The organism is Bradyrhizobium sp. WSM2793 (assembly GCF_000379585.1).
In the GTDB taxonomy this organism is placed as follows: domain Bacteria; phylum Pseudomonadota; class Alphaproteobacteria; order Rhizobiales; family Xanthobacteraceae; genus Bradyrhizobium.
On the sequence record NZ_KB902780.1, the window covers coordinates 266802 to 286191 of the forward strand.

Annotated in this window: 21 protein-coding genes and 1 riboswitch; of the genes, 6 read left to right on the forward strand and 15 right to left on the reverse strand. The window is 64.9% G+C overall.

What is annotated here, in order from left to right:
• Window positions 1-300 precede the first annotated feature (300 nt).
• Window positions 301-735, forward strand: coding sequence for a hypothetical protein (locus A3AS_RS0116150; protein ID WP_018318613.1), 435 nt, complete (start codon window positions 301-303; stop codon window positions 733-735).
• Window positions 736-858: 123 nt separating this feature from the next.
• Here the strand turns inward: A3AS_RS0116150 and A3AS_RS0116155 are convergent, their stop codons facing one another.
• Window positions 859-1554, reverse strand: a complete 696-nt coding sequence (locus tag A3AS_RS0116155) for a glutathione S-transferase family protein (RefSeq protein WP_026202047.1) — start codon at window positions 1552-1554, stop codon at window positions 859-861.
• A gap of 242 nt (window positions 1555-1796) precedes the next feature.
• On the reverse strand, window positions 1797-2444 hold the full coding sequence (locus tag A3AS_RS0116160) for a glutathione S-transferase family protein (RefSeq protein ID WP_018318615.1): 648 nt from the start codon (window positions 2442-2444) through the stop codon (window positions 1797-1799).
• A gap of 334 nt (window positions 2445-2778) precedes the next feature.
• On the opposite strand from A3AS_RS0116160, the gene A3AS_RS0116165 reads away from it, so the two are divergent.
• Complete coding sequence (locus A3AS_RS0116165) at window positions 2779-3216, forward strand: VOC family protein (RefSeq protein WP_018318616.1); 438 nt, start codon at window positions 2779-2781, stop codon at window positions 3214-3216.
• A gap of 332 nt (window positions 3217-3548) precedes the next feature.
• Here A3AS_RS0116165 and A3AS_RS0116170 read toward each other — a convergent pair whose 3' ends face one another.
• Window positions 3549-4061, reverse strand: a complete 513-nt coding sequence (locus A3AS_RS0116170; RefSeq protein ID WP_018318617.1) for a uracil-DNA glycosylase family protein — start codon at window positions 4059-4061, stop codon at window positions 3549-3551.
• Between the two features lie 119 nt (window positions 4062-4180).
• On the opposite strand from A3AS_RS0116170, the gene A3AS_RS0116175 reads away from it, so the two are divergent.
• Complete coding sequence (locus A3AS_RS0116175; RefSeq protein ID WP_018318618.1) at window positions 4181-4636, forward strand: hypothetical protein; 456 nt, start codon at window positions 4181-4183, stop codon at window positions 4634-4636.
• A 139-nt stretch (window positions 4637-4775) separates the two neighbouring features.
• Here the strand turns inward: A3AS_RS0116175 and thiC are convergent, their stop codons facing one another.
• The 6 genes from thiC to A3AS_RS0116205 form a co-directional block, all read right to left on the reverse strand.
• Window positions 4776-6674: a phosphomethylpyrimidine synthase ThiC gene (thiC, locus tag A3AS_RS0116180; RefSeq protein WP_018318619.1), complete on the reverse strand. Its 1899-nt coding sequence runs from the start codon at window positions 6672-6674 to the stop codon at window positions 4776-4778.
• Between the two features lie 179 nt (window positions 6675-6853).
• A complete protein-coding gene (locus tag A3AS_RS0116185) occupies window positions 6854-7462 on the reverse strand; it encodes a thiamine phosphate synthase (protein ID WP_018318620.1) in 609 nt (202 codons plus the stop codon).
• The gene (locus tag A3AS_RS0116190; protein ID WP_018318621.1) at window positions 7449-8231 is read right to left on the reverse strand and encodes a thiazole synthase; all 783 of its coding nucleotides are present in this window, start codon (window positions 8229-8231) and stop codon (window positions 7449-7451) included. Before A3AS_RS0116190 ends, A3AS_RS0116185 begins: the two co-directional genes overlap by 14 nt.
• 164 nt (window positions 8232-8395) lie before the next feature.
• Window positions 8396-8593, reverse strand: a complete 198-nt coding sequence (gene thiS, locus A3AS_RS0116195) for a sulfur carrier protein ThiS (RefSeq protein WP_018318622.1) — start codon at window positions 8591-8593, stop codon at window positions 8396-8398.
• Window positions 8584-9594, reverse strand: a complete 1011-nt coding sequence (locus A3AS_RS0116200; protein ID WP_018318623.1) for an FAD-dependent oxidoreductase — start codon at window positions 9592-9594, stop codon at window positions 8584-8586. Before A3AS_RS0116200 ends, thiS begins: the two co-directional genes overlap by 10 nt.
• Window positions 9582-9710, reverse strand: a riboswitch (TPP riboswitch). (Overlaps the previous gene by 13 nt.)
• A gap of 176 nt (window positions 9711-9886) precedes the next feature.
• Window positions 9887-10444: a lytic transglycosylase domain-containing protein gene (locus tag A3AS_RS0116205; protein WP_018318624.1), complete on the reverse strand. Its 558-nt coding sequence runs from the start codon at window positions 10442-10444 to the stop codon at window positions 9887-9889.
• 243 nt (window positions 10445-10687) lie between these two features.
• On the opposite strand from A3AS_RS0116205, the gene A3AS_RS0116215 reads away from it, so the two are divergent.
• The gene (locus A3AS_RS0116215) at window positions 10688-10888 is read left to right on the forward strand and encodes a hypothetical protein (protein WP_018318626.1); all 201 of its coding nucleotides are present in this window, start codon (window positions 10688-10690) and stop codon (window positions 10886-10888) included.
• A 1-nt stretch (window position 10889) separates the two neighbouring features.
• Here A3AS_RS0116215 and A3AS_RS0116220 read toward each other — a convergent pair whose 3' ends face one another.
• Both A3AS_RS0116220 and A3AS_RS0116225 read right to left on the reverse strand, forming a co-directional pair.
• On the reverse strand, window positions 10890-12212 hold the full coding sequence (locus A3AS_RS0116220; protein ID WP_018318627.1) for an ATP-binding protein: 1323 nt from the start codon (window positions 12210-12212) through the stop codon (window positions 10890-10892).
• Between the two features lie 14 nt (window positions 12213-12226).
• Window positions 12227-13006 carry a response regulator gene (locus A3AS_RS0116225; RefSeq protein ID WP_018318628.1) on the reverse strand — a complete coding sequence of 260 codons (780 nt, stop codon included), beginning with the start codon at window positions 13004-13006 and terminating at the stop codon, window positions 12227-12229.
• Between the two features lie 180 nt (window positions 13007-13186).
• On the opposite strand from A3AS_RS0116225, the gene A3AS_RS0116230 reads away from it, so the two are divergent.
• Window positions 13187-13759, forward strand: coding sequence for a hypothetical protein (locus A3AS_RS0116230; RefSeq protein ID WP_018318629.1), 573 nt, complete (start codon window positions 13187-13189; stop codon window positions 13757-13759).
• Between the two features lie 231 nt (window positions 13760-13990).
• Window positions 13991-14521 (forward strand): PRC-barrel domain-containing protein, encoded by a 531-nt coding sequence (locus tag A3AS_RS0116235; RefSeq protein ID WP_018318630.1) that lies wholly within the window; start codon window positions 13991-13993, stop codon window positions 14519-14521.
• Between the two features lie 105 nt (window positions 14522-14626).
• On the opposite strand, the gene A3AS_RS0116240 is transcribed toward A3AS_RS0116235, so the two are convergent.
• The 4 genes from A3AS_RS0116240 to A3AS_RS0116255 all read right to left on the reverse strand — a co-directional run bounded on the left by A3AS_RS0116240 (window position 14627) and on the right by A3AS_RS0116255 (window position 19373).
• Entirely contained in the window at window positions 14627-15838 is a 1212-nt protein-coding gene (locus tag A3AS_RS0116240; protein WP_018318631.1) for an ABC transporter substrate-binding protein, read from the reverse strand.
• A gap of 367 nt (window positions 15839-16205) precedes the next feature.
• Window positions 16206-17033 carry an ABC transporter permease gene (locus tag A3AS_RS0116245; RefSeq protein WP_018318632.1) on the reverse strand — a complete coding sequence of 276 codons (828 nt, stop codon included), beginning with the start codon at window positions 17031-17033 and terminating at the stop codon, window positions 16206-16208.
• Window positions 17030-18292 (reverse strand): ABC transporter permease, encoded by a 1263-nt coding sequence (locus A3AS_RS0116250; protein WP_018318633.1) that lies wholly within the window; start codon window positions 18290-18292, stop codon window positions 17030-17032. Before A3AS_RS0116250 ends, A3AS_RS0116245 begins: the two co-directional genes overlap by 4 nt.
• Window positions 18293-18314: 22 nt before the next feature.
• Window positions 18315-19373 carry an ABC transporter substrate-binding protein gene (locus A3AS_RS0116255; protein WP_026202048.1) on the reverse strand — a complete coding sequence of 353 codons (1059 nt, stop codon included), beginning with the start codon at window positions 19371-19373 and terminating at the stop codon, window positions 18315-18317.
• Between the last annotated feature and the right edge of the window lie 17 nt (window positions 19374-19390).

Sequence of the window (19390 nt, forward strand, 5' to 3'; positions counted from 1 at the left end):
GTTGCTCCGTCGGGCAAAACAAGGGCAGAATGGGATGATGGCGATGGGCGACCTTGTGCCCGAGCCTCCGCCGTCATGCCCCGGCTTTGACCGGGGCATCCAGTACGCCGCGGCCTCTCGGCTCAATCACCGCCGCCTCTGGAATACTGGATCGCCCGGTTGAACCGGGCGATGACGGTTGAGTGCGACGCTGCACCTTGTGTCTCAGGGCAGTCCCATCATGTTGCCGCCGCGATCGATCGGATAGATTCGATGCGTCTGATTCGAATCCCCCTTGAAAAATAGCCCCCGGAGACGCCCATGAAGATTGCATCCACCTTCCGCGCCGCGCTGGTCGCCATTGCCGCCCTGGCCGGGCTCTCGACCTCGGCGATGGCCGACAGCGGTTTCGTGACGCTGACGATCTACAAGGCCGGCTGGATCATCGGCGGCTCAGGCGGGAGCGGCGTGCTCAACTTCCGCGGCCGCACCTATGGGCTCTCCACCGGCGGCCTCGACTACGGCCTCGTCTTCGGCGGTTCAAAGACGGTGCTGCGCGGCCGCGTCTCCAACATCAACCGTCCCTCCGATGTCGCCGGGGTCTACGGCGCCGCCGGCGCGGGCCTCGCCGTTGGCGCCGGCGCCCGTGCCATCGTGCTCACCAACCAGAAGGGCGCCGTGCTGGAGCTGACGGGCACGCAGGTCGGGTTGATGGCGAATGCGGATCTCAGCGGCCTCGCGATCACGATGCGGTAGGCCAGGGTGCCGTAGGGTGGGTTAGCCGCTTGGCGTAACCCACCACTTCTGTCACTGCGGAAAGAGAAGAGGTGGGTTACGCGCATCGGCCCGCGCTTCGCGCAGCCGCTGCGCTAACCCACCCTACGATTTTCCGACCGCCGCATGAATCCGCTCGCAATGCGCGACGAGATTCTTCTGCGCATCCACGAACGCCTTCAGCGGCGTCGGGATCGGAAAATAATAGATGTTCGCGACAAAGCCGTAGATGCCAGCATCGACGCTCGTTGGCGGCGCGCCGTGCACGAAGCCCGCGGCGGGCACGATCTCGGCCAGCACCTGCAAATCGGCGAGCCCGCGCGCGTAAGCCTGCTCCGGCGTGTAGCGGCCGATGCCCTGGTAATGATAGCGCTGCGCATTATACGCCTTGGCCTTCTCAAATCCTTCCGCACTCACTTGCGGATGCTGCGCGATGAAGCCGTCGCGGAACGCCGGATAATAGCGCTCGTCCCTCCAGCGCGAATACGACATCACCCAATAGAGATCGTCGAGCATGCGCGTGACGAGGAGATTTGTGCGACTCTGCGCCGGTGAAAGTCCGGCATCGATGGTGAGACGATATTTCCCGATCGCATGCGCGATGATGGTCTCGCTGTCGCCGATGCTCTCGCCGTCGTCGACGACGTAAGGCAGCTGCCCGCGCGGTGCGGCCGAGGCATCGAAGATATGCTCGTGCACGAACGACACGCCTGCGAGCTTGAGGAAGGCGTAGACCTTGAGGCCGTAGCCGTTGTTGTCGGCGACGCCGAACAGTTGCGGGTAGGAATAGAGGGTCAGCATGGGCGGGCTCCCTGGGGTGGCGGAGGCCAGCATGAAGGGGCGCTGGGGTGCATGCAATGGGGAGAAGACGGAGCAGGTGCGTCGTTCGAAGCTCTCGTAGGGTGGGTTAGCCGTTCACAAACTCGATCTCCCAACACGATTCCGGCGCAAGGCGTAACCCACCAAGTCTGCATCCGCGGCGACAGAAGCGGTGGGTTACGCCACGCGGCCTGCGCTTTGCGCAGCCGCGCGGCTAACCCACCCTACGAACGCGATGCAGCCTTGAACACCGCAAGCTGCGCATCGAAGGCGCGCTGGAACGCCGGCCGCGCTTCACCGCGCGCGATATAGGCGGCGATCTCAGGATATTCGTCCAGCAGGCCAGATGTGTTCAGCCGCCGCAGCACCGTCACCATCATGAGATCGCCGGCGCTGAAGGCGCCGTCGAGCCAGTCGGCTTCACTGATGTGGCGGGACAGTTCGCCGAGCCTGGTGCGCACGCGATCCTGCAAGCCGGGCAGCCGCTCCGCGTACCAGCTCCTGTCGCGCTCGAACAGCATGGCCATGCCGAGCTCGACGATCGGCGGCTCCAGCGTGTTCAGCGCGGCAAACATCCACGCGATCGCGCGGCTCCTGGCGTTGGCGTCATCAGGCAGCAATCCGGCATGACACTCGGCGATGCGCAGCACGATCGCACCGGTTTCGAACAGGGCGAGATCGCCATCCTCGAAGGTTGGAATCTGCCCGAACGGATGCAGCGCCAGATGCGCCGGCTGCTTCATCGCCGCGAACGAGACGAGGCGGACATCGTAGGGCTGGCCGACCTCCTCCAGCGCCCAGCGAACCCGCATGTCGCGCGCCTGCCCGCGGCCGCGGTCGGGTGAGTTTTCGAAGGCGGTGATGGTGGGCATGGGAGGCTCCGGGGTGGTTGCGGTGTTGGTCCAAAGGACGAATGGTGGGGGCGGATTCCGACAATGCGCCCGCTTTCATTTTAGTCGCAGCTTTTTGCTCCACCCAAGGTGTCGTCCCGGCGAAGGCCGGGACCCATACCGCGTGATCGCCGTGTTGCGGACGGTCGCAGTACCGAGCAACCAGTCTCCGCCAAACTCCTCCCTGTGGTTATGGGTCCCGGCCTTCGCCGGGACGACGGCGGAGTGGAAAAAGTGGGGCTCCCTGTCGGAATGCCGCGCGCTCTTTCGTCCTTGGGACACCGGCGCCGCGCCCGAGCCGAAAGGAGCCCCATTCATGACCTCGATCACGCCGTTTCTCTGGTTCGACAACAACGTCCCCGAGGCCGTCGCGTTCTACAAATCGGTGTTTCCCAATGCCAAGGTCGAGACCGTCAGCGACTTCATGGCGGTGTTCGAGCTCGAAGGCCAGCGCTTCCACGCGCTCAATGGCGGGCCGCACTACCGCTTCAACGAGGCGGTGTCGTTCTTCATCAGCGTCGAGACGCAAGAGGAGGTCGATTACTTTTGGCAAGCGCTCACCGCCGACGGCGGCGAGGAATCGAGGTGCGGCTGGCTCAAGGACAAATTTGGCCTGTCCTGGCAGGTGATCCCGACGGCGCTCGGCCGCTATCTCGGCGACCCCGACCGCACCAAGGCGAACCGCGTGATGCAGGCGATGATGGGGATGCGGAAGATCGTGATCGCGGAGCTCGACAAGGCGTATGCGGGGTGAGGCGACGGTGCCGTAGGGTGGGCAAAGGCGCGCTCTTCGCGCCGTGCCCACGCACTGCTGGGACTCGCGAAGAAATCGTGGGCACGGCGCTGACGCGCCTTGCCCACCCTACGAGGCTTCGTGTTTGAGCAGGACCTCGAGTCAAACCCACGATGTCGTCCCGGCTTAGTGCGTAATTGCGCACGGGGGCCGGGACCCATACCGCGTGATTTATATGTTGCGGATGGTCGTAGTACCGGGCGACCAGTCTTCGCCAAACTCCTCCCTGGGGTTATGGGTCCCGGCCTGCGCCGGGACGACGGCGGAGTGTGACGCGCTATCATTCGCCGATCCTACGCCGCGATCCAAGCCGCCAACTCCCGCCACGGCTCCAGTGTCCAACTCCCCGACGCTGCACCGGACGGCGAGGGCAGCACGAAAATCTCCGGCCAGCTCCCATCCCGCTCTTGCCGCCCCAGCGCAATCGACGCCGACGGCCGGCCGTAAAACAGGCTCGCCGCCTTCTTGCTCGTGAACGCAATCGTCCGCGGCCGGTACTTTTCCATCTTCGCCCTGAAGCCCGGCACGTCGATCGCCTCCGCCGCGATCTGGTGATCCATCCCCGCGCCCGACTTGGAGAGATCGGTGAAGCCGATCCCGAGCTCGATCAACTCCGCAAACTCGCTTGGCTGATAGCGCCGCGGCGTGATCCCGGCCTCATGGATCGCCCGCCAGAAACGGTTGCCGGGATGGGCGTAGTAATGCCCGAGCTCAGCCGAGCGCGTCGAGGCGGCAGTGCCGACGAAGACGAGGCGGAGGTTGGGGCGGAGTTGGTCGGGGAGGCGGTGGGGAGTGGGCCCGGGCAATGTCAATGATCCACGTGTAGCCCGCATGAGCGGAGCGATATGCGGGACGACAAAGACACCAGACCTCGCTACGCTTATCCAGCTTTGCCTACCGGCGGTAAAACGGGAAGACGATAGAAATGGCAATTGGATTTAGCGAACGCTTTGATTTTGGTCCCATCATAGGATGGGAACTCTATCAGGTGACGATCGACAAGTATCACATCATGTTCTGGTTTGAGGACGAGCATGCCTTGTTGAATGTCGCGGACCGTTTCTCGTTTCGATCCTCCGATGGTGCGGTCAATTTCTCTTACGAGATCTACGGCAACGAAAAATCCTTGAATGTTGATCGCATTCTACGAACGAAAATCGTCGAGACGAGGATTGTCAGCAAGGATCAGCTCGATCTCATGTTTGAAAATGGAGACGTGCTATCCATCTACGATAATCCAGAGCTTAGGTCCTGGTGGTTCCTCGGCGGTCGCCAAAATGATCCGGTCATCCAGAGAACGGGTTGGTCACTTGCAATCGGAGATCGAGATCCGGAGGACCTCACAGAGCAAGAGTACCAAGGTCGGCGCACCCAATGTTAACCGCTGGCCGCATGTTTCTAGCATCTTGTTTGATCGACGCCGTGCCAAATTAAAAGAGGCCAGGCTTTTGCCCGGCCTCTCAATTTTCGGATGGATGCCCGGGGCAAGCCCGGGCATGACGACAAGCGCGTGAAGCCCCTCACAGCACCCGATTGCTCTCCTTCACCTTCTCCGCATCCAGATAAACGCTGCTCCCCATCTCCTTGAACTTCGCGCTCATCTTGGCCATGCCGTCCTCGGCGGTGCCGCTGATCGACATGCCCACGCTGTTCGGATCGTTCAGCGTCGCCGCGTAGTCCCGCACGTCCTGGGTGATCTTCATCGAGCAGAATTTTGGGCCGCACATCGAGCAGAAATGGGCGACCTTGTGGGCTTCCTTCGGCAGGGTCTCGTCGTGGAAGCTCTTGGCGGTATCAGGGTCGAGGCCGAGGTTGAACTGGTCGGTCCAGCGGAATTCGAACCGCGCGCGGGAGAGAGCGTCGTCGCGCAGTTGCGCGGCGGGGTGGCCCTTGGCGAGGTCGGCGGCGTGCGCGGCGATCTTGTAGGTGATGACGCCGGTCTTGACGTCGTTGCGGTCGGGCAGGCCGAGATGCTCTTTAGGGGTGACGTAGCAGAGCATGGCGCAGCCGAACCAGCCGATCATGGCGGCGCCGATGCCCGACGTGATGTGGTCGTAGCCCGGCGCGATGTCGGTGGTCAGAGGCCCGAGCGTGTAGAACGGGGCTTCGCCGCATTCCTTGAGCTGCTTGTCCATGTTGATCTTGATCTTGTGCATCGGCACGTGGCCGGGGCCCTCGATCATGACCTGGCAACCCTTGTCCCACGCGATCTTGGTCAGCTCGCCGAGCGTCTCGAGCTCCGCGAATTGCGCGCGGTCGTTGGCATCCGCGATCGAGCCCGGACGCAGGCCGTCGCCGAGCGAGAACGAGACGTCATACTTGCGCATGAGGTCGCAGATCTCGTCGAAATGCGTGTAGAGGAAGCTCTCCTTGTGGTGCGCCAGGCACCACTTCGCCATGATCGAGCCGCCGCGGCTGACGATGCCGGTGACGCGGCTGGCGGTGAGGTGGATGTATTGCAGGCGCACGCCGGCGTGGATGGTGAAATAGTCGACGCCCTGCTCGCACTGCTCGATCAGCGTGTCCTTGTAGAGCTCCCAGGTCAGCTTGACGGGATCGCCGTTGCACTTCTCCAGCGCCTGGTAGATCGGAACGGTGCCGATCGGCACCGGCGAGTTGCGCAGGATCCACTCACGCGTGGTGTGGATGTTGCGGCCCGTCGAGAGGTCCATCACGGTGTCGGCGCCCCAGCGGATCGCCCACACCATCTTCTCGACCTCTTCCTCGACCGACGACGTCACCGCGGAGTTGCCGATATTGGCGTTGATCTTGGTCAGGAAGTTGCGGCCGATGATCATCGGCTCGAGTTCGGAATGGTTGATGTTGGAGGGGATGATGGCGCGGCCGCGCGCGATCTCGTCGCGCACGAATTCCGGCGTGATGAACGCGGGCACCGAGGCGCCGAAGCTCTCGCCGTCGGCAAGGGCTGCTTCCGCACGCTCGAGCTGCTGCTTTCGGCCGAGATTCTCGCGGGCGGCGACGTAGATCATCTCCTTGGTGATGATGCCGGCGCGGGCAAATTCGAGCTGGGTGATCTTGTGGCCGTCGAGGCCGCGCAGCGGCTGGTGATAGGCGCTGAAGGCGCGCGCGGCGTTGTCGGTGGAGACGCTGCCGTTGTCCTCCGGCTTGATCTGCCGGCCCTGATATTCCTCGACGCCGCCGCGCTCCAGCACCCAGGCCTTGCGACTGCGGGCAAGGCCTGCGTTGACGTCGATGGTCACGGACGGATCGGTGTAGGGGCCCGAGGTGTCGTACACCGGCAGGTTCGGCTCGCCCGCGCCTTCGGACAGGATGATTTCGCGCAGCGGCACGCGCAGATCGGGCGCAGCGTCAGGCGAGGCGAAGATTTTTCGCGAGGAGGGCAGGGGGCCGGTGGTGACGGCGGGGACGGTCTTTTCGGGGTTGGAGCGGATGTTCATGGGATCCTCCGGTTTAATTCGTTAGTTTCGCTGCGCGAGAGCAAATACAGCTGTCATCCCCGCGAAAGCGGGAATCCAGTACTCCGAGGCGGTGCGGCTAGGGCCGAGAAGCTGCGGCGTACTGGATCGCCCGGTCAAGCCGGGCGATGACAGTGGAGTGTGGGGTGAGAGTGTCAGCATCACGCAGCCTCCGTGGACAGGCCGAGCCATTGCCGCACCCGCGCATCCGGGTCGGGGTTCTGGGTGACGTCGCTGACCACCGCAATGGAATCCGCGCCCGCCGCAAAGATCTCCGCGGCGTGCTCGAACTTGATGCCGCCGATGGCGACCAGCGGGATGGAGCCGATGCGCTTCTTCCATTCCGTGATCTTCGGAATGCCCTGCGGCTCGAAGCGCATCGATTTGAGCGTGGTGAAGAAGATCGGGCCGAGCGCGACGTAATCTGGTTTCGCCGCGAGCGCGGTCGCAAGCTCGTCGTCGTCATGGGTGGAGACGCCGAGCGACAAGCCCGCCTCGCGGATCGCCTTGAGGTCCGCGTCGGCGAGATCCTCCTGGCCGAGATGCAGATGCGTGGCGCCGGCGACGACGGCCGCGCGCCAATAGTCGTTCACGACGAGCTTCGCCTGCGTGTCCTTGGTGATCGCCAGCGCGTCGGTGACGATCTGCAGCGCGTCGGCGTCGTTGAGCTCCTTGGCGCGCAGCTGGATGGTGCCGACGCCGAGCTTTGTCAGCCGCTCGACCCATTTGAGGTTGTCGACGACGGGATAAAATCGATCAGGATACGGCATGCCAGAACGGAGTCCCAACGACAGGGGTGGAGGGGGAGGCGAAGTCGCGGGCGTTCATCAGCCCGGCTTCATAAGCGGTGCGGCCGGCATCACAGCCGAGGCGGAAGGCTCTTGCCATCGCGACGGGATCGGCGGCTTTGGCGATCGCGGTGTTGAGCAGCACGGCGTCATAGCCGAGCTCCAGCGCCTGCGCGGCGTGGCTGGGAGCGCCGAGGCCAGCGTCGACCACCAGCGTGATGTCGGGCAGGCGCTCGCGCAGCAGCCTCAAGGCATCGCGATTGGTGATGCCCTTCGCGCTGCCGATCGGAGCTGCCCACGGCATCACCACCTTGCAGCCGGCATCGACCAGGCGGTTGGCGACCGAGAGATCCTCGGTGCAATAGGGGAACACTTCAAAGCCGTCCTTGATCAGGATGGTGGCGGCTTCGACGAGGCCGACGACATCGGGCTGCAGCGTGTCGTTGTCGGCGATGACTTCGAGCTTGATCCAGCTCGTGCCGAACAATTCACGCGCGAGCTTGGCCGTGGTCACGGCCTCGCGCACGCTGCGGCATCCCGCGGTGTTCGGCAGCACGGTGACGTCGAGCTCTCGGATCAGCTTCCAGAACGCGTCCCCGGTCTTGCCGCCGGCGGATTCGCGCCGCAGCGACACCGTGACGATGTTCGAGCCGGAGGCGCGGATCGCTTCCTGCATGATCGCAGGCGAGGGATAGAGCGCGCTGCCGATCAGCAGGCGGGAGGCGAAGGATTTGCCGTAGAAGGTCACCATGGCTTCAATTTCCTTGCGGGCGACTTGCACAGACCGTCATCCTGAGGTGCGCGCACTTGCGCGCCTCGAAGGATGACAGCGCCGCTTGCGGCCATCCTTCGAGGCGAGCCGAAGACGGCTCGCACCTCAGGATGATGGCGTCGTTTGTGGCGACAGGCATCACCTCATCCTCCCTGCCGCGGCGTGATGATCTCGATCTCGTCGCCGGCCTTCAGTGCCGTCTCGGCCCAGCGGCTCTTCGGCACGACGTCGTAGTTCAGCGCGATCGCAAAATGCGTGCCCTCGTAGTCGAGCTCCGAGAGCAGCGCATCGACGCTTCCCGAAGTCACCTCGCGCTGCTCGCCGTTGACGATCACAAGCATCGCATCACCTCGTTGTCGATCTGGCCGCGCTCGACATAGGCGAGCGTCAGCTCGGCGAGCGCCGGCGCGATCAGGAAGCCGTGCCGGTAGAGGCCATTGACGGAGATCGTCTTGCCGCGAATGCCGATGCGCGGCAGATTGTCGGGATAGGCGGGACGCAGCCCCGAGCCGAATTCGACGATGCGGGCCTCGCCGAAGGCGGGGTGCACGGCGTAGGCCGCGCCCAAAAGCTCCAGCGCGGAGCGGACACTGACGCCGGTGTCCTCGGCCTCGATCGAGGTCGCGCCCAGCATGAACAGATTGTCCTCGCGCGGGATCACGTAAAGCGGCCAGCGCGGATGCATCAGCCGCACCGGGCGCGCCAACTGCACCTCGTCTGTCTCGATCAGGATCATCTCGCCCTTGACGCCGCGAAGCTCGCTCTGCTCGTCGCGGGCGCCAAGGCCGCGGCAGTCGATCACGATGCCGTCGAGATCCCCGGCTGCGACGTCGCTGGAGAACTTGATGGTGCCGCCGGCGGCGCGGATGCGATCGTGCAACCGCGGCAGCACGCGGCGCGGCTCGACATGGCCCTCGGCCGGGAAGAAAAGCGCGTCGCGGAAGCGGCCCTCCAGCGATGGTTCGAGCGCGGCGAGGCCTGCGGCATCGAGCCGGCGGTGGTCCTCGGTCATGCGCGCAAAACGCTCGAAATCGTTGCGTTCGCGCGGATGGGCGACGACCAGCGAGCCGTTGAATGGGGTGTCGGGCAGCTCGCGCCGCCAGAGGTCGAGCGAGCGCAGCCCCAGGCGGCTGATGATGGGTTCGGCGACCTCGGCCTCGCAATAGGGCGCGAGCATGCCGCCGGCCCAATGGCTGGTGGCGTCCGTCATCGCCTCGTCACCGCGCTCGTGCAAGGTCACGGCATGGCCGGCCTGCGCGAACAGCAGGGCTTGCCAGGCTCCGGCGATGCCTGCGCCGATGATGGATACCGGTGAATCCGGTCGCTTGGTCGTTTGCAACATCCCTGTCCCTTCGCCGGCATGACCCGGATCAGGTTCAAAGGGTCACCGCGGTCCTGGGCGGTATTGCCCATTTAGCGGTATCTCAGCTCCTCCTCGGAGCACCCCTCGGAACGGCTCTAATGTATGCCACGGAGGCGGGGTGGTCAACGCGTGTTGCGGGAACCCTCATGCCCGGACGCAGCGCATCACGCAGTGCTGCGCTGCTGAGCCGGGGCCCATGCTGATGCAGGGATGCTGGTCCCGGCTCTGCGCAGCAACGCTACGCGCTGCAGCGCGTCCGGGACACGAGCGGCTATTGCGAGGCCTGCGCCCGCGCATTGCGGACGCGCTGGGCCAGCTTCCTGTGCGGAGTGGCGCCGAACATCGGCTGCGGGTTGCCGTTGGGCTCGAGCCAGGGTTGGCCCATATTGCCCATATTGGTATCGCCCATATTGGCGATTTGCACGGCCTGCTGCCGCTGGCGCTTGGCGGCGTAGTAATAGCCGCCGGCGAAATAACGCACGGCCCGGGCATGGTCGCCATTGGCGGCGCGATAGGCGCCGGCGAGGTATTTCACGGCATAAGTGAGGTTGGTGTTGGGATCGCGCAGGCCGGCGGCGTCGCCGGTGTAGCCGACCCCGCGGGCGGTCGCGAGCTTGATCTGCATCAGCCCGATGGTGCCGCCGCGGCCGACGAGGTGCGGCTGGTAGCGGCTCTCGCGCATGATCACGCGATGCACCAGCGCTTCCGGCACGCCGTTGGCGCGAGCATGGGCCGCGACCATTTCGGCATATTCGGCTTCACCCGCGATTGCGGCCTGCGGCAATGTCAATCCGGCCGCGAGCAGCGCGGCAATGCATAAAATTTTCATCAGATATTCCTGAGGTCCCCTAGAGTGACCTGCGCCCAGCCGCCGTTAGGCCTTCCGAACGCGGCGATGATGTGACCAAACGCCGCCATCGCCCGATTTTGCGGTGCCGAGCCGCGGTTACGACTCAAAGCTGGCGCAAGAGAGCTTCGGGGACGGACGATCCCCGCTCGCGGCAGCACGCCTGTCTATTCGCGCGTGCCAGCGAAAGCGAGTAAGAAGACGCTGCAAATCGGGAGAGGTGCCATGACAAAAGCAAACCTCGGCGACATCCCCAGACAGAACCCCTGTGCCCAATGCGGCACGCCGATTCCAAAGCCTGACTGGATCGAGCCGGGCGAGGGGCGCGTCTCCTATCTCTGGAATTGCCACGCCTGCAATTATCGCTTCGAGGCCGTGGCCATCTTCGACGAGACCGCGATCGAGCACCCGCCGCTCGCGGCGTGAGTCAGGCGGCGAGCCGCGGCTGCTGCCAGAGCGGCAATTGCATCCGTACGATCAGTCCATGTGGGTTGCGGTCGAGCAGCGACAGCTCGCCGCCATGGGCGAGCGCGATGGCGCGCGCGATCGACAGGCCGAGCCCGAAGCCGGTGGATTCGTCCATGGTGCGCGCATCGTCGCCGCGCACGAACGGCTCCAGCATCTCCTGCTTTCGGGCATCCGAAATGCCGGGGCCGTCGTCCTCGACGTCGATGACGAGCGTGGTGCCCGAGATGTCGAGGCGGATCGTCACCTCGGCGCCGAAGCGCACCGCGTTCTCGACCAGGTTGGTGACGCCGCGATGCAGATCGTCGGGCCGCGCGGCGGCGGTCGCGGACGCCGGCCCGTCATAATGCACGACATGACCCATGTCGCCGAACTGGTCGGCGACGAGCTGAAGCGTGCTGGCGATGTCGACCAGCGTGACCGCCTCGACCTTGCGGTCGTTGCGCAGCAGCGACAGCACCGATTCCAGCATCGCGCGCATCTGGTCGAGGTCCATCAGCATGCGCTTGCGGTTGCCCTCGTCCTCGATGAATTCGGCGCGCAGGCGCAGCCGCGTGATCGGCGTGCGCAGATCGTGGCTGATCGCGGCCAGCATCCGGGTGCGATCCGACATCAGCCGGGCGATCCGCTCGTGCATGCGGTTGAGCGCGCGCGCTACCGAGCGGATCTCTTCCGGGCCGCGCTCCGGCAGCGGCTCCGCCTCGCCGTCGACGCTGAAATTCTCGGCGGCCTTGGCGAAAGACGATAGCGGTGCTGCCAGCGCGCGCGCCGCCCACAGGCCGAGCACGCTGACGCAGATGAAGGCGGTCATCAGCGCCGTCAGCCAGGGGCCGCCCCAGAACCACGGGCGCGGGCCGCCCTCGACATGTCCGGCGATCACGGTGCCGTCGGGCAACTCGACGCCGACGCGGGATGCTGTGCCGCCCGAGGTCAGCTGGACCGCCCTGTAGCCGCGTCCGAGATGACGGCGCATCCCGCGCAGATGCTGATTGTCGCTCTCTGCGACGTTTGCGGTGCCAGGCGCGAGCATTTCGATGCCGAGCTTGGGGAAGGCGCGCGCGAGATCGGCGACGAGGCGCGGACGCTCGCCGGCCTCGGCCGAGCCGAGCAGCAGCGCGGCATCGGTCAGCTGATGCGCTCCGTCCGGCGGCGTGTCGGGGCGGTCGGGCCGGCTGATCAGGAAGGCGGTGGTGACGACGAGATGGAGCGCGACGGTCGAAGCCAGCACCAGCGCGGCGATCTGCCCGCCGATCCCCTTGAGGTGGAAGAATCCGAACGGCTTCATCGTTGGCGTCCCCTTCAACTGCTCAGGGGCGCCGCAACCGCTTCAATGCTCGCTGCTTGAGTGCCTTGAGGACTCGCCACCTGCGTTCGTGGCGTGAACAGATAGCCGCCGGAGCGCACCGTCTTGATGAGAGTGGGATCGGTTGGATTGGGCTCGATCTTGCGGCGGATGCGGCTGACCAGTACGTCGATGGAGCGTTCGAACGAACCGGTGCTGCGCCCTTGCGTGAGGTCGAGCAGGCTGTCGCGCGACAGCACGCGGCCGGGCCGTTCGCAGAACGTGCGCAAGAGATCGAATTCGGCGCTGGTCACCGCGACGCGCGCGCCTTCGGGATTGCGCAATTCGCGCAGGCGCAGGTCGATGTGCCAGCCCTCGAAGGTGAGCGTGGAGGCGCCTTCGATCGCGCTCGCCGCCTGGGCCGCGGCCTGGCGGCGCAGCACCGCGTTGATGCGGGCGAGCAGCTCGCGCGGGTTGAACGGTTTCGGCAGATAGTCGTCCGCGCCCATCTCCAGGCCGACGATGCGGTCGACGTCCTCGCCGCGCGCGGTCAGCATGATGATCGGCGTCTGCGCCTCGGCACGCACCTTGCGGCACAGGCTGAGGCCGTCCTCGCCCGGCAGCATGACATCGAGGATGATGAGGTCGACGCGGTGATCGGCCATGGCGCGCGACATCTCGCGGCCGTCGCTCACGGCGGTGACGTTGCAGGCGTTGTTGCGCAGGTACTTCGCAATCAACGTCCGGGTTTCGCGGTCGTCTTCGACGACCAGGATGTTGGGATTGGGAACGGCCATGCGCTTTGTTTGTCCAGGATTCGGGCCAAATGGCGAAGATTTTTGTTTCGGATTGTTTCTGCCGGGCTTCCCGCAACAGGCGGCAATCGCGCCGTCGCGAAGCGGCAAGGTCTCGTTAAGGCCGTTAACCATAGCGTGGCGTGGTCCGCGACGAAACCCCGCAAAATCCACGGAGCCATCATGACCTCGATTTCGGCGGCCTCCGCCAACAACCACCCCTCGCCGCTGCAGCGGCTGCAGCAGGAATTGCAATCGGAAGTGTCCGCCGGCACGATCTCGTCGTCGGACCAGTCAGCGCTCTCCACGGCGCTGACCGACATCGACACGGCACTCCAGCAGAGCCGCTCGAGCGACCAGTCGAGCGGCACGCGTCCCTCCAAGGAGGACATGAAGTCGAAGATCGACGACCTCATCTCGAACGAGGTGTCGAACGGCACGCTGACCTCGGACCAGGCCGAAGCGCTCAAGGGCGTGTTTCAGTCCGCCTTCGCGAGCGGTCCGGGCGGGCCGGGTGGCGCCGCCGGTGCAGGCGGACCTCCGCCCGGTCCGCCGCCGGACGACAGCGCTTCGGATTCGGCGTCGTCTGCGGACTCGACCAGCAGCACGTCGACCGATGCCTCCACGGCCGAGATTCTCCAGCAGTTCCTGCAGGCGCTGCAGCAGTCGCAATCATCGAGCTCGTCCTACGGCGCCAACGGCAGCTCGTCCGGCAATTCCGACCTCTCCGCGCTTCTGATCGACTACAAGAGCTGACCCTGAGCGACGCGGGTCGGCGCGAGTCCTCGCCACGATCGTGCTTCACCCAGGGCGCATGATCGTCGGCGGGGAACCGTGCGCCGCAAAATGTTCCTGGGTGACGCAGGAACAGTCCCTGCGAGGTTTCCGCACTCGCGCATCGCGCGACGAAATTGCGGCGCGCACGGAACTGCGTGTGATCAGCGCTGTTTTCTCCACACGAGTTTTTTCTGTGAAGGAGAGGACAACATGCTGACGAAATCCATCGCCGCCGGCCTCGCCGGCACCGCACTGCTTGCGACCGTTGCGTTCGCGCAATCGCCGACCGCCACCACCGACAAGGCGCCGACCGCGGCAACCGCGACGACGGCCACCACGACCGCTTCCGGCGAGTGGCGTACGTCGAAGATGTCGGGCCTGAAGGTCTATAACGAGGCCAACGAAAACATCGGCTCGATCAACGAGCTGCTGATGGACAAGAGCGGCAACGTCAAGATTGCCGTGATCGGCGTCGGCGGCTTCCTCGGCATGGGCGAGCATCTGGTCGCCGTGCCCTATGAGAAATTGAAGTTCGTCAACGAGGCCGTCGCCTATACCGGCACCGGCACGAACCCGGGCGCCAAGCCCGCCGCATCGACCACGACAGGCGCTGCGACCGGCACCGACAGGCCGGCTGCGACCACGACGTCGTCCACCTCGAAGTGGTATCCGGACCACGCCGTGTTCAATGCCAGCAAGGACGAGCTGAAGAACATGCCGGAGTTCAAGTACGCGGAGTAATGCAGCCCGCGTAACTTCCTAAACGAAGCGCGCCTGGTTTTCGCCGGGCGCGCTGTCGTGTCTATTTCTTACCTCGTCCCGCTAGCGGGGCGAGGGAGACGGCTCTCAGTGCGTCACCAGCGGGCAGCCGCCCTTGTCGAGCGGGCGGAAGGCCTCGTCGCCGGGCACGGTGGCGATCAGCTTGTAGAGGTCCCACTCTCCCTTGGATTCCTCGGGCTTCTTGACCTCGAACAGATACATGTCGTGGACCATGCGGCCGTCGATGCGGATCTTGCCGCCTCTTGCGAAGAAGTCGTTGACCGGCGTCCTGCGCATCTGCTCCATCACCTTCGGCGCCTCGTCGCTCTTGATGGCGTCGATCGCCTTCAGATAGTGCATGGTCGCCGAGTAGAGCCCGGCCTGGATCATGGTCGGCATGTGGCCGACCTTCTCGTTGAAGCGCTTGGAGAAGGCGCGGGTCTCCTCGTTCATGTCCCAGTAGAAAGCGTCGGTGACGATCAGGCCTTGGGTTGCCTTGATGCCGAGCGAATGCGAGTCGGTGATCTCCTGCAGGAGCGCGATCATCTTCTGGCCGCCCTGGGTCAGGCCGAACTCGGACGCCTGCTTCAACGCGTTGGTGGTGTCGCCGCCGGCATTGGCCAGCGCGACCACCTTGGCCTTGGAGGCCTGGGCCTGGAGCAGGAACGAGGAGAAATCCGACGAATTGAGCGGATGGCGGACTTCGCCGAGCACCTTGCCGCCGCTCTCCTTGACGACGTTGGCGGCGTCGCGCTGCAGCGCCATGCCGAAGGCGTAGTCGGCGGTGACGAAGAACCAGCTATCCTCGCCGCGCTTGACCATCGCCTTGCCGGCGACGTTCGACAGCGCATAGGTGTCGTAGGTCCAGTGCACGGTGTTGGGCGAGCAGGCGGTGCCGGTGATGTCGGACGAGCCGCCGCCGGAATTGATGTTGATCCTGTTCTTCTCGCGCGTCAGCGCCGAGACCGGCAGCGCCACCGATGACGTCGGCACGTCGAAGATCGCGTCGACCTTGTCATTGTCGTACCAGTTGCGGGCGATGTTGACGCCGACGTCGGGCTTGTTCTGGTGGTCGGCGGCGACCACCTGCACGGGCTTGCCCGCGACCTTCGCGCCGTAATCGACGACCGCCATCTCGACGGCGGCGAGCGAGCCCTTGCCGGTCGCGTCCGCATAGAGGCTGGACATGTCCGTGAGCACGCCGATCTTGACGACATCGTCGGAAATCTGCGCCTGCGCCGCGCCGGACGTAGCGGCGAGGGCGAAACCGGCCGCGACGGCGGCGATGAGTTTTTGCATGGTTGTTCTTCTCCCTGTGTTGTTGTTTGGGCTTTGTTGCGGGGATTGTTCTAGCGACAATCGACCGCGGCAGCTAAGCGATGCGCGCCATAGCGGAATGCAAAAAGAGAAGGGGCGGGCGTGTTCCCTTCGCCTCTCCCCGCAACTGATGAGGCTCGGCAGGATCAGCGAGCTCAGGATCGTAGGGTGGGCAAAGGCGCACTTGCGCCGTGCCCACCATCTCAGCATGATCGAGGGACATGGTGGGCACGCTTCCGCCTTCGCTCCTCGAGCTACGGCGGACAAGTCGCTTTGCCCACCCTACGATACTGCCGTCGTCCTTGCGAAGACTTCCCCTCACCCTGCAATCGTGGAGAAGGAAGAGCGCTCAGCCGCCGGCCTTGAGCCGTTCATTGCGGCGGCGCAGGCCTTCGAGGGTGGCGAGGAGGATCACCGAGACCGCCGTCAGGATCACCGCCGCTGCCGTAATCGTCGGGCTGATGTTCTCGCGGATGCCGCTGAACATTTCGCGCGGCAGGGTGCGTTGCTCGGGACCTGCCATGAACAGCACGATCACCACCTCGTCGAAGCTGGTCGCGAAGGCGAACAATGCGCCCGAAGCGAGGCCGGGCAGGATCAGCGGCAGGATCACACGGCGAAACGCCTCTAGCGGCGAGGCGCCGAGCGAGGCGGCGGCGCGTGCCAAATTGGTGTCGAAGCTCTGCAGCGTCGCGCCGACCGTGATCACCACGAAGGGCGTCGCCAGCGCGGTGTGGGCTAGGATCAAGCCGAGATAGCTGCCGGTCAGTCCGATCGGCGCGAAGAAGAAATACAGGCCGACCGCGGTGATGACGCCGGGCACGACGACCGGCGACAGCACGAAAGCCAGCACGAGCGGCTTGAACCGGCTCTTCCACTGCGCCAGGCCGAGCGCCGCGAGCGTACCGAGCACCATGGACAGCAGCGTCGAGGCGACGCCAATGATCATGCTGTTCTTCAGCGAATTCATCCAGCGCGGCGAGCTGATGAAGTCGTCGTACCAGCGCAACGACAGGCCCGGAAGCGGATAGGTCAGGTACGAGCCCGAACTGAAGGACAGCGGCATGATCGCCAGGATCGGCGCGATCAGGAAGATGAACACCAGCGCGGAGACAATGACGGTTGCGGTCCACGCAATGCGCTGGCTCGGCGTGCGGAGGGAAGCATTGTCGCTCAATTCTTCATGCCTCCCGTGACCTGCTGGCCCTGCACCAGCTTGCCGTAGACCAGTGCCAGCAGAATGGTGGCGAGCAGCAGCACCGCACCGAGCGCCGAAGCAAGACCCCAATTGGCCGTTTCGGTGGTGTAGAGCGCGATGAAGTAGCTGATCATCTGATCGGCGGCGCCGCCGACGAGCGCAGGTGTGATGTAGTAGCCGAGCGCGAGGATGAAGACGAGCAGGCTTCCTGCGCCGATGCCGGGCAGCGTCTGCGGCAGGTAGATCCTCAAGAAAGCGGTGAACGGCGGCGCGCCGAGCGAGGCGGCGGCACGCATGTAAGCAGGCGAGATCGCCTTCATGTTGCTGTACAGCGGCAGGATCATGAAGGGCAGGAGTACGTGGGTCATCGCCACGCAGACGCCGAAGCGGTTGTAGATCAGGCGCAACGGCTCGTCGATGATGCCGAGCCAGTGCAGGCTGTCGTTCACGACGCCCTTGCTTTGCAACAGCACGATCCAGGCGCAGGTGCGAACCAGGAGCGACGTCCAGAACGGCAGCAGCACGAAGATCATCAGCAGGTTCGATCGTCCCGGCGGCAGTGTCGCCAGGAGGTAGGCGACCGGGAAGCCGAGGATCAGGCAGAGCGCGGTGACGCTGAGGCTGATGATGAAGGTGCGGGTGAACAGGCTGCGATAGATGGCCTGGTCCGGCGGGGCCGCGACGATCGCGCCGTCGACGTTCCTGACCAGGTCGAGCGCCGCCAGCAGGTAGAAGCCCGTGATGGGGCCGCTGGCGTCCCTGATGGTCGTCCAGGTGGCGCGTTCGCGCCAGGCCGGATTGATCTTGCCGAGCGTCTCCTTGGCCGAGCCTGGCTCCGGCATCGTCTTCAAATTGCGTGCCGTGCTGGTCAGGATCGTGCGAAAACCGTTGAGTGCGTAATTCAGCCGCTTCGCCGCAATCGCGATGGTGCCAGAGGCGCGCGCCGCCACGATGTCGCTTGCCAGCGCAGCGTACGCCTTTTCGTCCGGCAGGTCCTTGCCGTCCCAATCGGCGAGAGCCGCGGCGGTGTGAGGCAGAACCTGACGCACCTCCCTGTCATCGACCGCGCGCCACAGCATGCCGGCGATCGGGCCTGCGAAGGTGAAGAGCAGAAAGACGAGAAGCGGCAGGACCAGCGCCAATGCCTTGACCTGGCGTGTCCGCTCCGCGCGCCTCAATCGGCGCTTGAGCGGCACCTCGGTCGACGCATTGCCGCCGGTCAAGAGCGCATCCGTCATGGGGCGAGCTTCGCGGCGCGCGTTATTTCGCGGCCCATTTATTGAAGCGCTCGGTCAGGCGGTCGATGTTCTCGAGCCAGAATCCGACGTTGATCTCGACCGCGTTCTTGATGTTGTCAGGCGCCGTCGGCAGGTCCTTCAGAACGGCGGGCTGCAGCTTGCCGGCGGCGTCCTTGTTCGAGGTGCCGTAGGCAATGTTCTCGGAAAGCTTGGACTGGTTCTCCGCCTTGCCGACGAAATCCAGGAATTTGTAGGCCGCGTCCTTGTTCGGGCTGCCCTTCAGGATCACCCAGCTGTCGAGGGTGAACAGCGCGCCGTCCCAGACCATGCCGAAGTTCTTCTTCTCGTTCTTGTTCGCGGTATCGATGCGGCCATTGTAGACCGAGGTCATCGCGACTTCGCCAGAGGCGAGCAGCTGCGGCGGCTGGGCGCCGGCCTTCCACCAGACGAGGTCGCTCTTGATGGTGTCGAGCTTCTTGAACGCGCGGTCGACGCCCTCGTCGGTCGCCAGCACCTTGTAGACGTCCTTCGGCGCGACGCCGTCGGCCATCAGCGCGATCTCCAGCGTGGTCTTCGGGCCCTGACGCAGGGCGCGCTTGCCGGGAATCTTCTTGGTGTCGAAGAAGTCGGCCCAGCCCTTCGGAGCCTCCTTCAGCTTGTCCTTGTCGTAGCCGAGCACAAAGTCATAGAGGATGGCGCCGACGCCGCAGGGATTGACCGACGGCGGGATATAGGCGGCCTCGCCGCCGATCTTGGAATAGTCCATCTTCTCGAACAGGCCTTCCTCGCAGCCGACCGCGAGCTCGTCGCTCTCGACCTGGACGACATCCCAGGTGGCGGCGCCGCCCTGCACCTTGGCGCGCAACACGCCGACGCCGCCGTCCCAGGACTCGTCATTCATGGCAATTCCGGCCGCCTTCTTGAACGGTTCGAAATAGACCTTCTTCTGGGCATCCTGATACGCGCCGCCCCACGACACGACGGTGAGATCACGCGCTTGCCCGACCGTGGCCAGCGCGGCGCTGGCGGTGAAGGCCGCGGCGAAACCCAGAGCAATCTTGCCAATCTTGCGCTTCAGCATGGTCATTGTTCCTTCTT

Coding starts and splice junctions, on each gene's coding strand:
- A3AS_RS0116150 (WP_018318613.1), top strand. CDS start 301: ATGAAGATTGCATCCACCTTCCGCGCCGCGCTGGTCGCCATTGCCGCC.
- A3AS_RS0116155 (WP_026202047.1), bottom strand. CDS start 1,554: ATGCTGACCCTCTATTCCTACCCGCAACTGTTCGGCGTCGCCGACAAC.
- A3AS_RS0116160 (WP_018318615.1), bottom strand. CDS start 2,444: ATGCCCACCATCACCGCCTTCGAAAACTCACCCGACCGCGGCCGCGGG.
- A3AS_RS0116165 (WP_018318616.1), top strand. CDS start 2,779: ATGACCTCGATCACGCCGTTTCTCTGGTTCGACAACAACGTCCCCGAG.
- A3AS_RS0116175 (WP_018318618.1), top strand. CDS start 4,181: ATGGCAATTGGATTTAGCGAACGCTTTGATTTTGGTCCCATCATAGGA.
- thiC (WP_018318619.1), bottom strand. CDS start 6,674: ATGAACATCCGCTCCAACCCCGAAAAGACCGTCCCCGCCGTCACCACC.
- A3AS_RS0116185 (WP_018318620.1), bottom strand. CDS start 7,462: ATGCCGTATCCTGATCGATTTTATCCCGTCGTCGACAACCTCAAATGG.
- A3AS_RS0116190 (WP_018318621.1), bottom strand. CDS start 8,231: ATGGTGACCTTCTACGGCAAATCCTTCGCCTCCCGCCTGCTGATCGGC.
- thiS (WP_018318622.1), bottom strand. CDS start 8,593: ATGCTTGTGATCGTCAACGGCGAGCAGCGCGAGGTGACTTCGGGAAGC.
- A3AS_RS0116200 (WP_018318623.1), bottom strand. CDS start 9,594: ATGTTGCAAACGACCAAGCGACCGGATTCACCGGTATCCATCATCGGC.
- A3AS_RS0116205 (WP_018318624.1), bottom strand. CDS start 10,444: ATGAAAATTTTATGCATTGCCGCGCTGCTCGCGGCCGGATTGACATTG.
- A3AS_RS0116215 (WP_018318626.1), top strand. CDS start 10,688: ATGACAAAAGCAAACCTCGGCGACATCCCCAGACAGAACCCCTGTGCC.
- A3AS_RS0116220 (WP_018318627.1), bottom strand. CDS start 12,212: ATGAAGCCGTTCGGATTCTTCCACCTCAAGGGGATCGGCGGGCAGATC.
- A3AS_RS0116225 (WP_018318628.1), bottom strand. CDS start 13,006: ATGGCCGTTCCCAATCCCAACATCCTGGTCGTCGAAGACGACCGCGAA.
- A3AS_RS0116230 (WP_018318629.1), top strand. CDS start 13,187: ATGACCTCGATTTCGGCGGCCTCCGCCAACAACCACCCCTCGCCGCTG.
- A3AS_RS0116235 (WP_018318630.1), top strand. CDS start 13,991: ATGCTGACGAAATCCATCGCCGCCGGCCTCGCCGGCACCGCACTGCTT.
- A3AS_RS0116240 (WP_018318631.1), bottom strand. CDS start 15,838: ATGCAAAAACTCATCGCCGCCGTCGCGGCCGGTTTCGCCCTCGCCGCT.
- A3AS_RS0116250 (WP_018318633.1), bottom strand. CDS start 18,292: ATGACGGATGCGCTCTTGACCGGCGGCAATGCGTCGACCGAGGTGCCG.
- A3AS_RS0116255 (WP_026202048.1), bottom strand. CDS start 19,373: ATGCTGAAGCGCAAGATTGGCAAGATTGCTCTGGGTTTCGCCGCGGCC.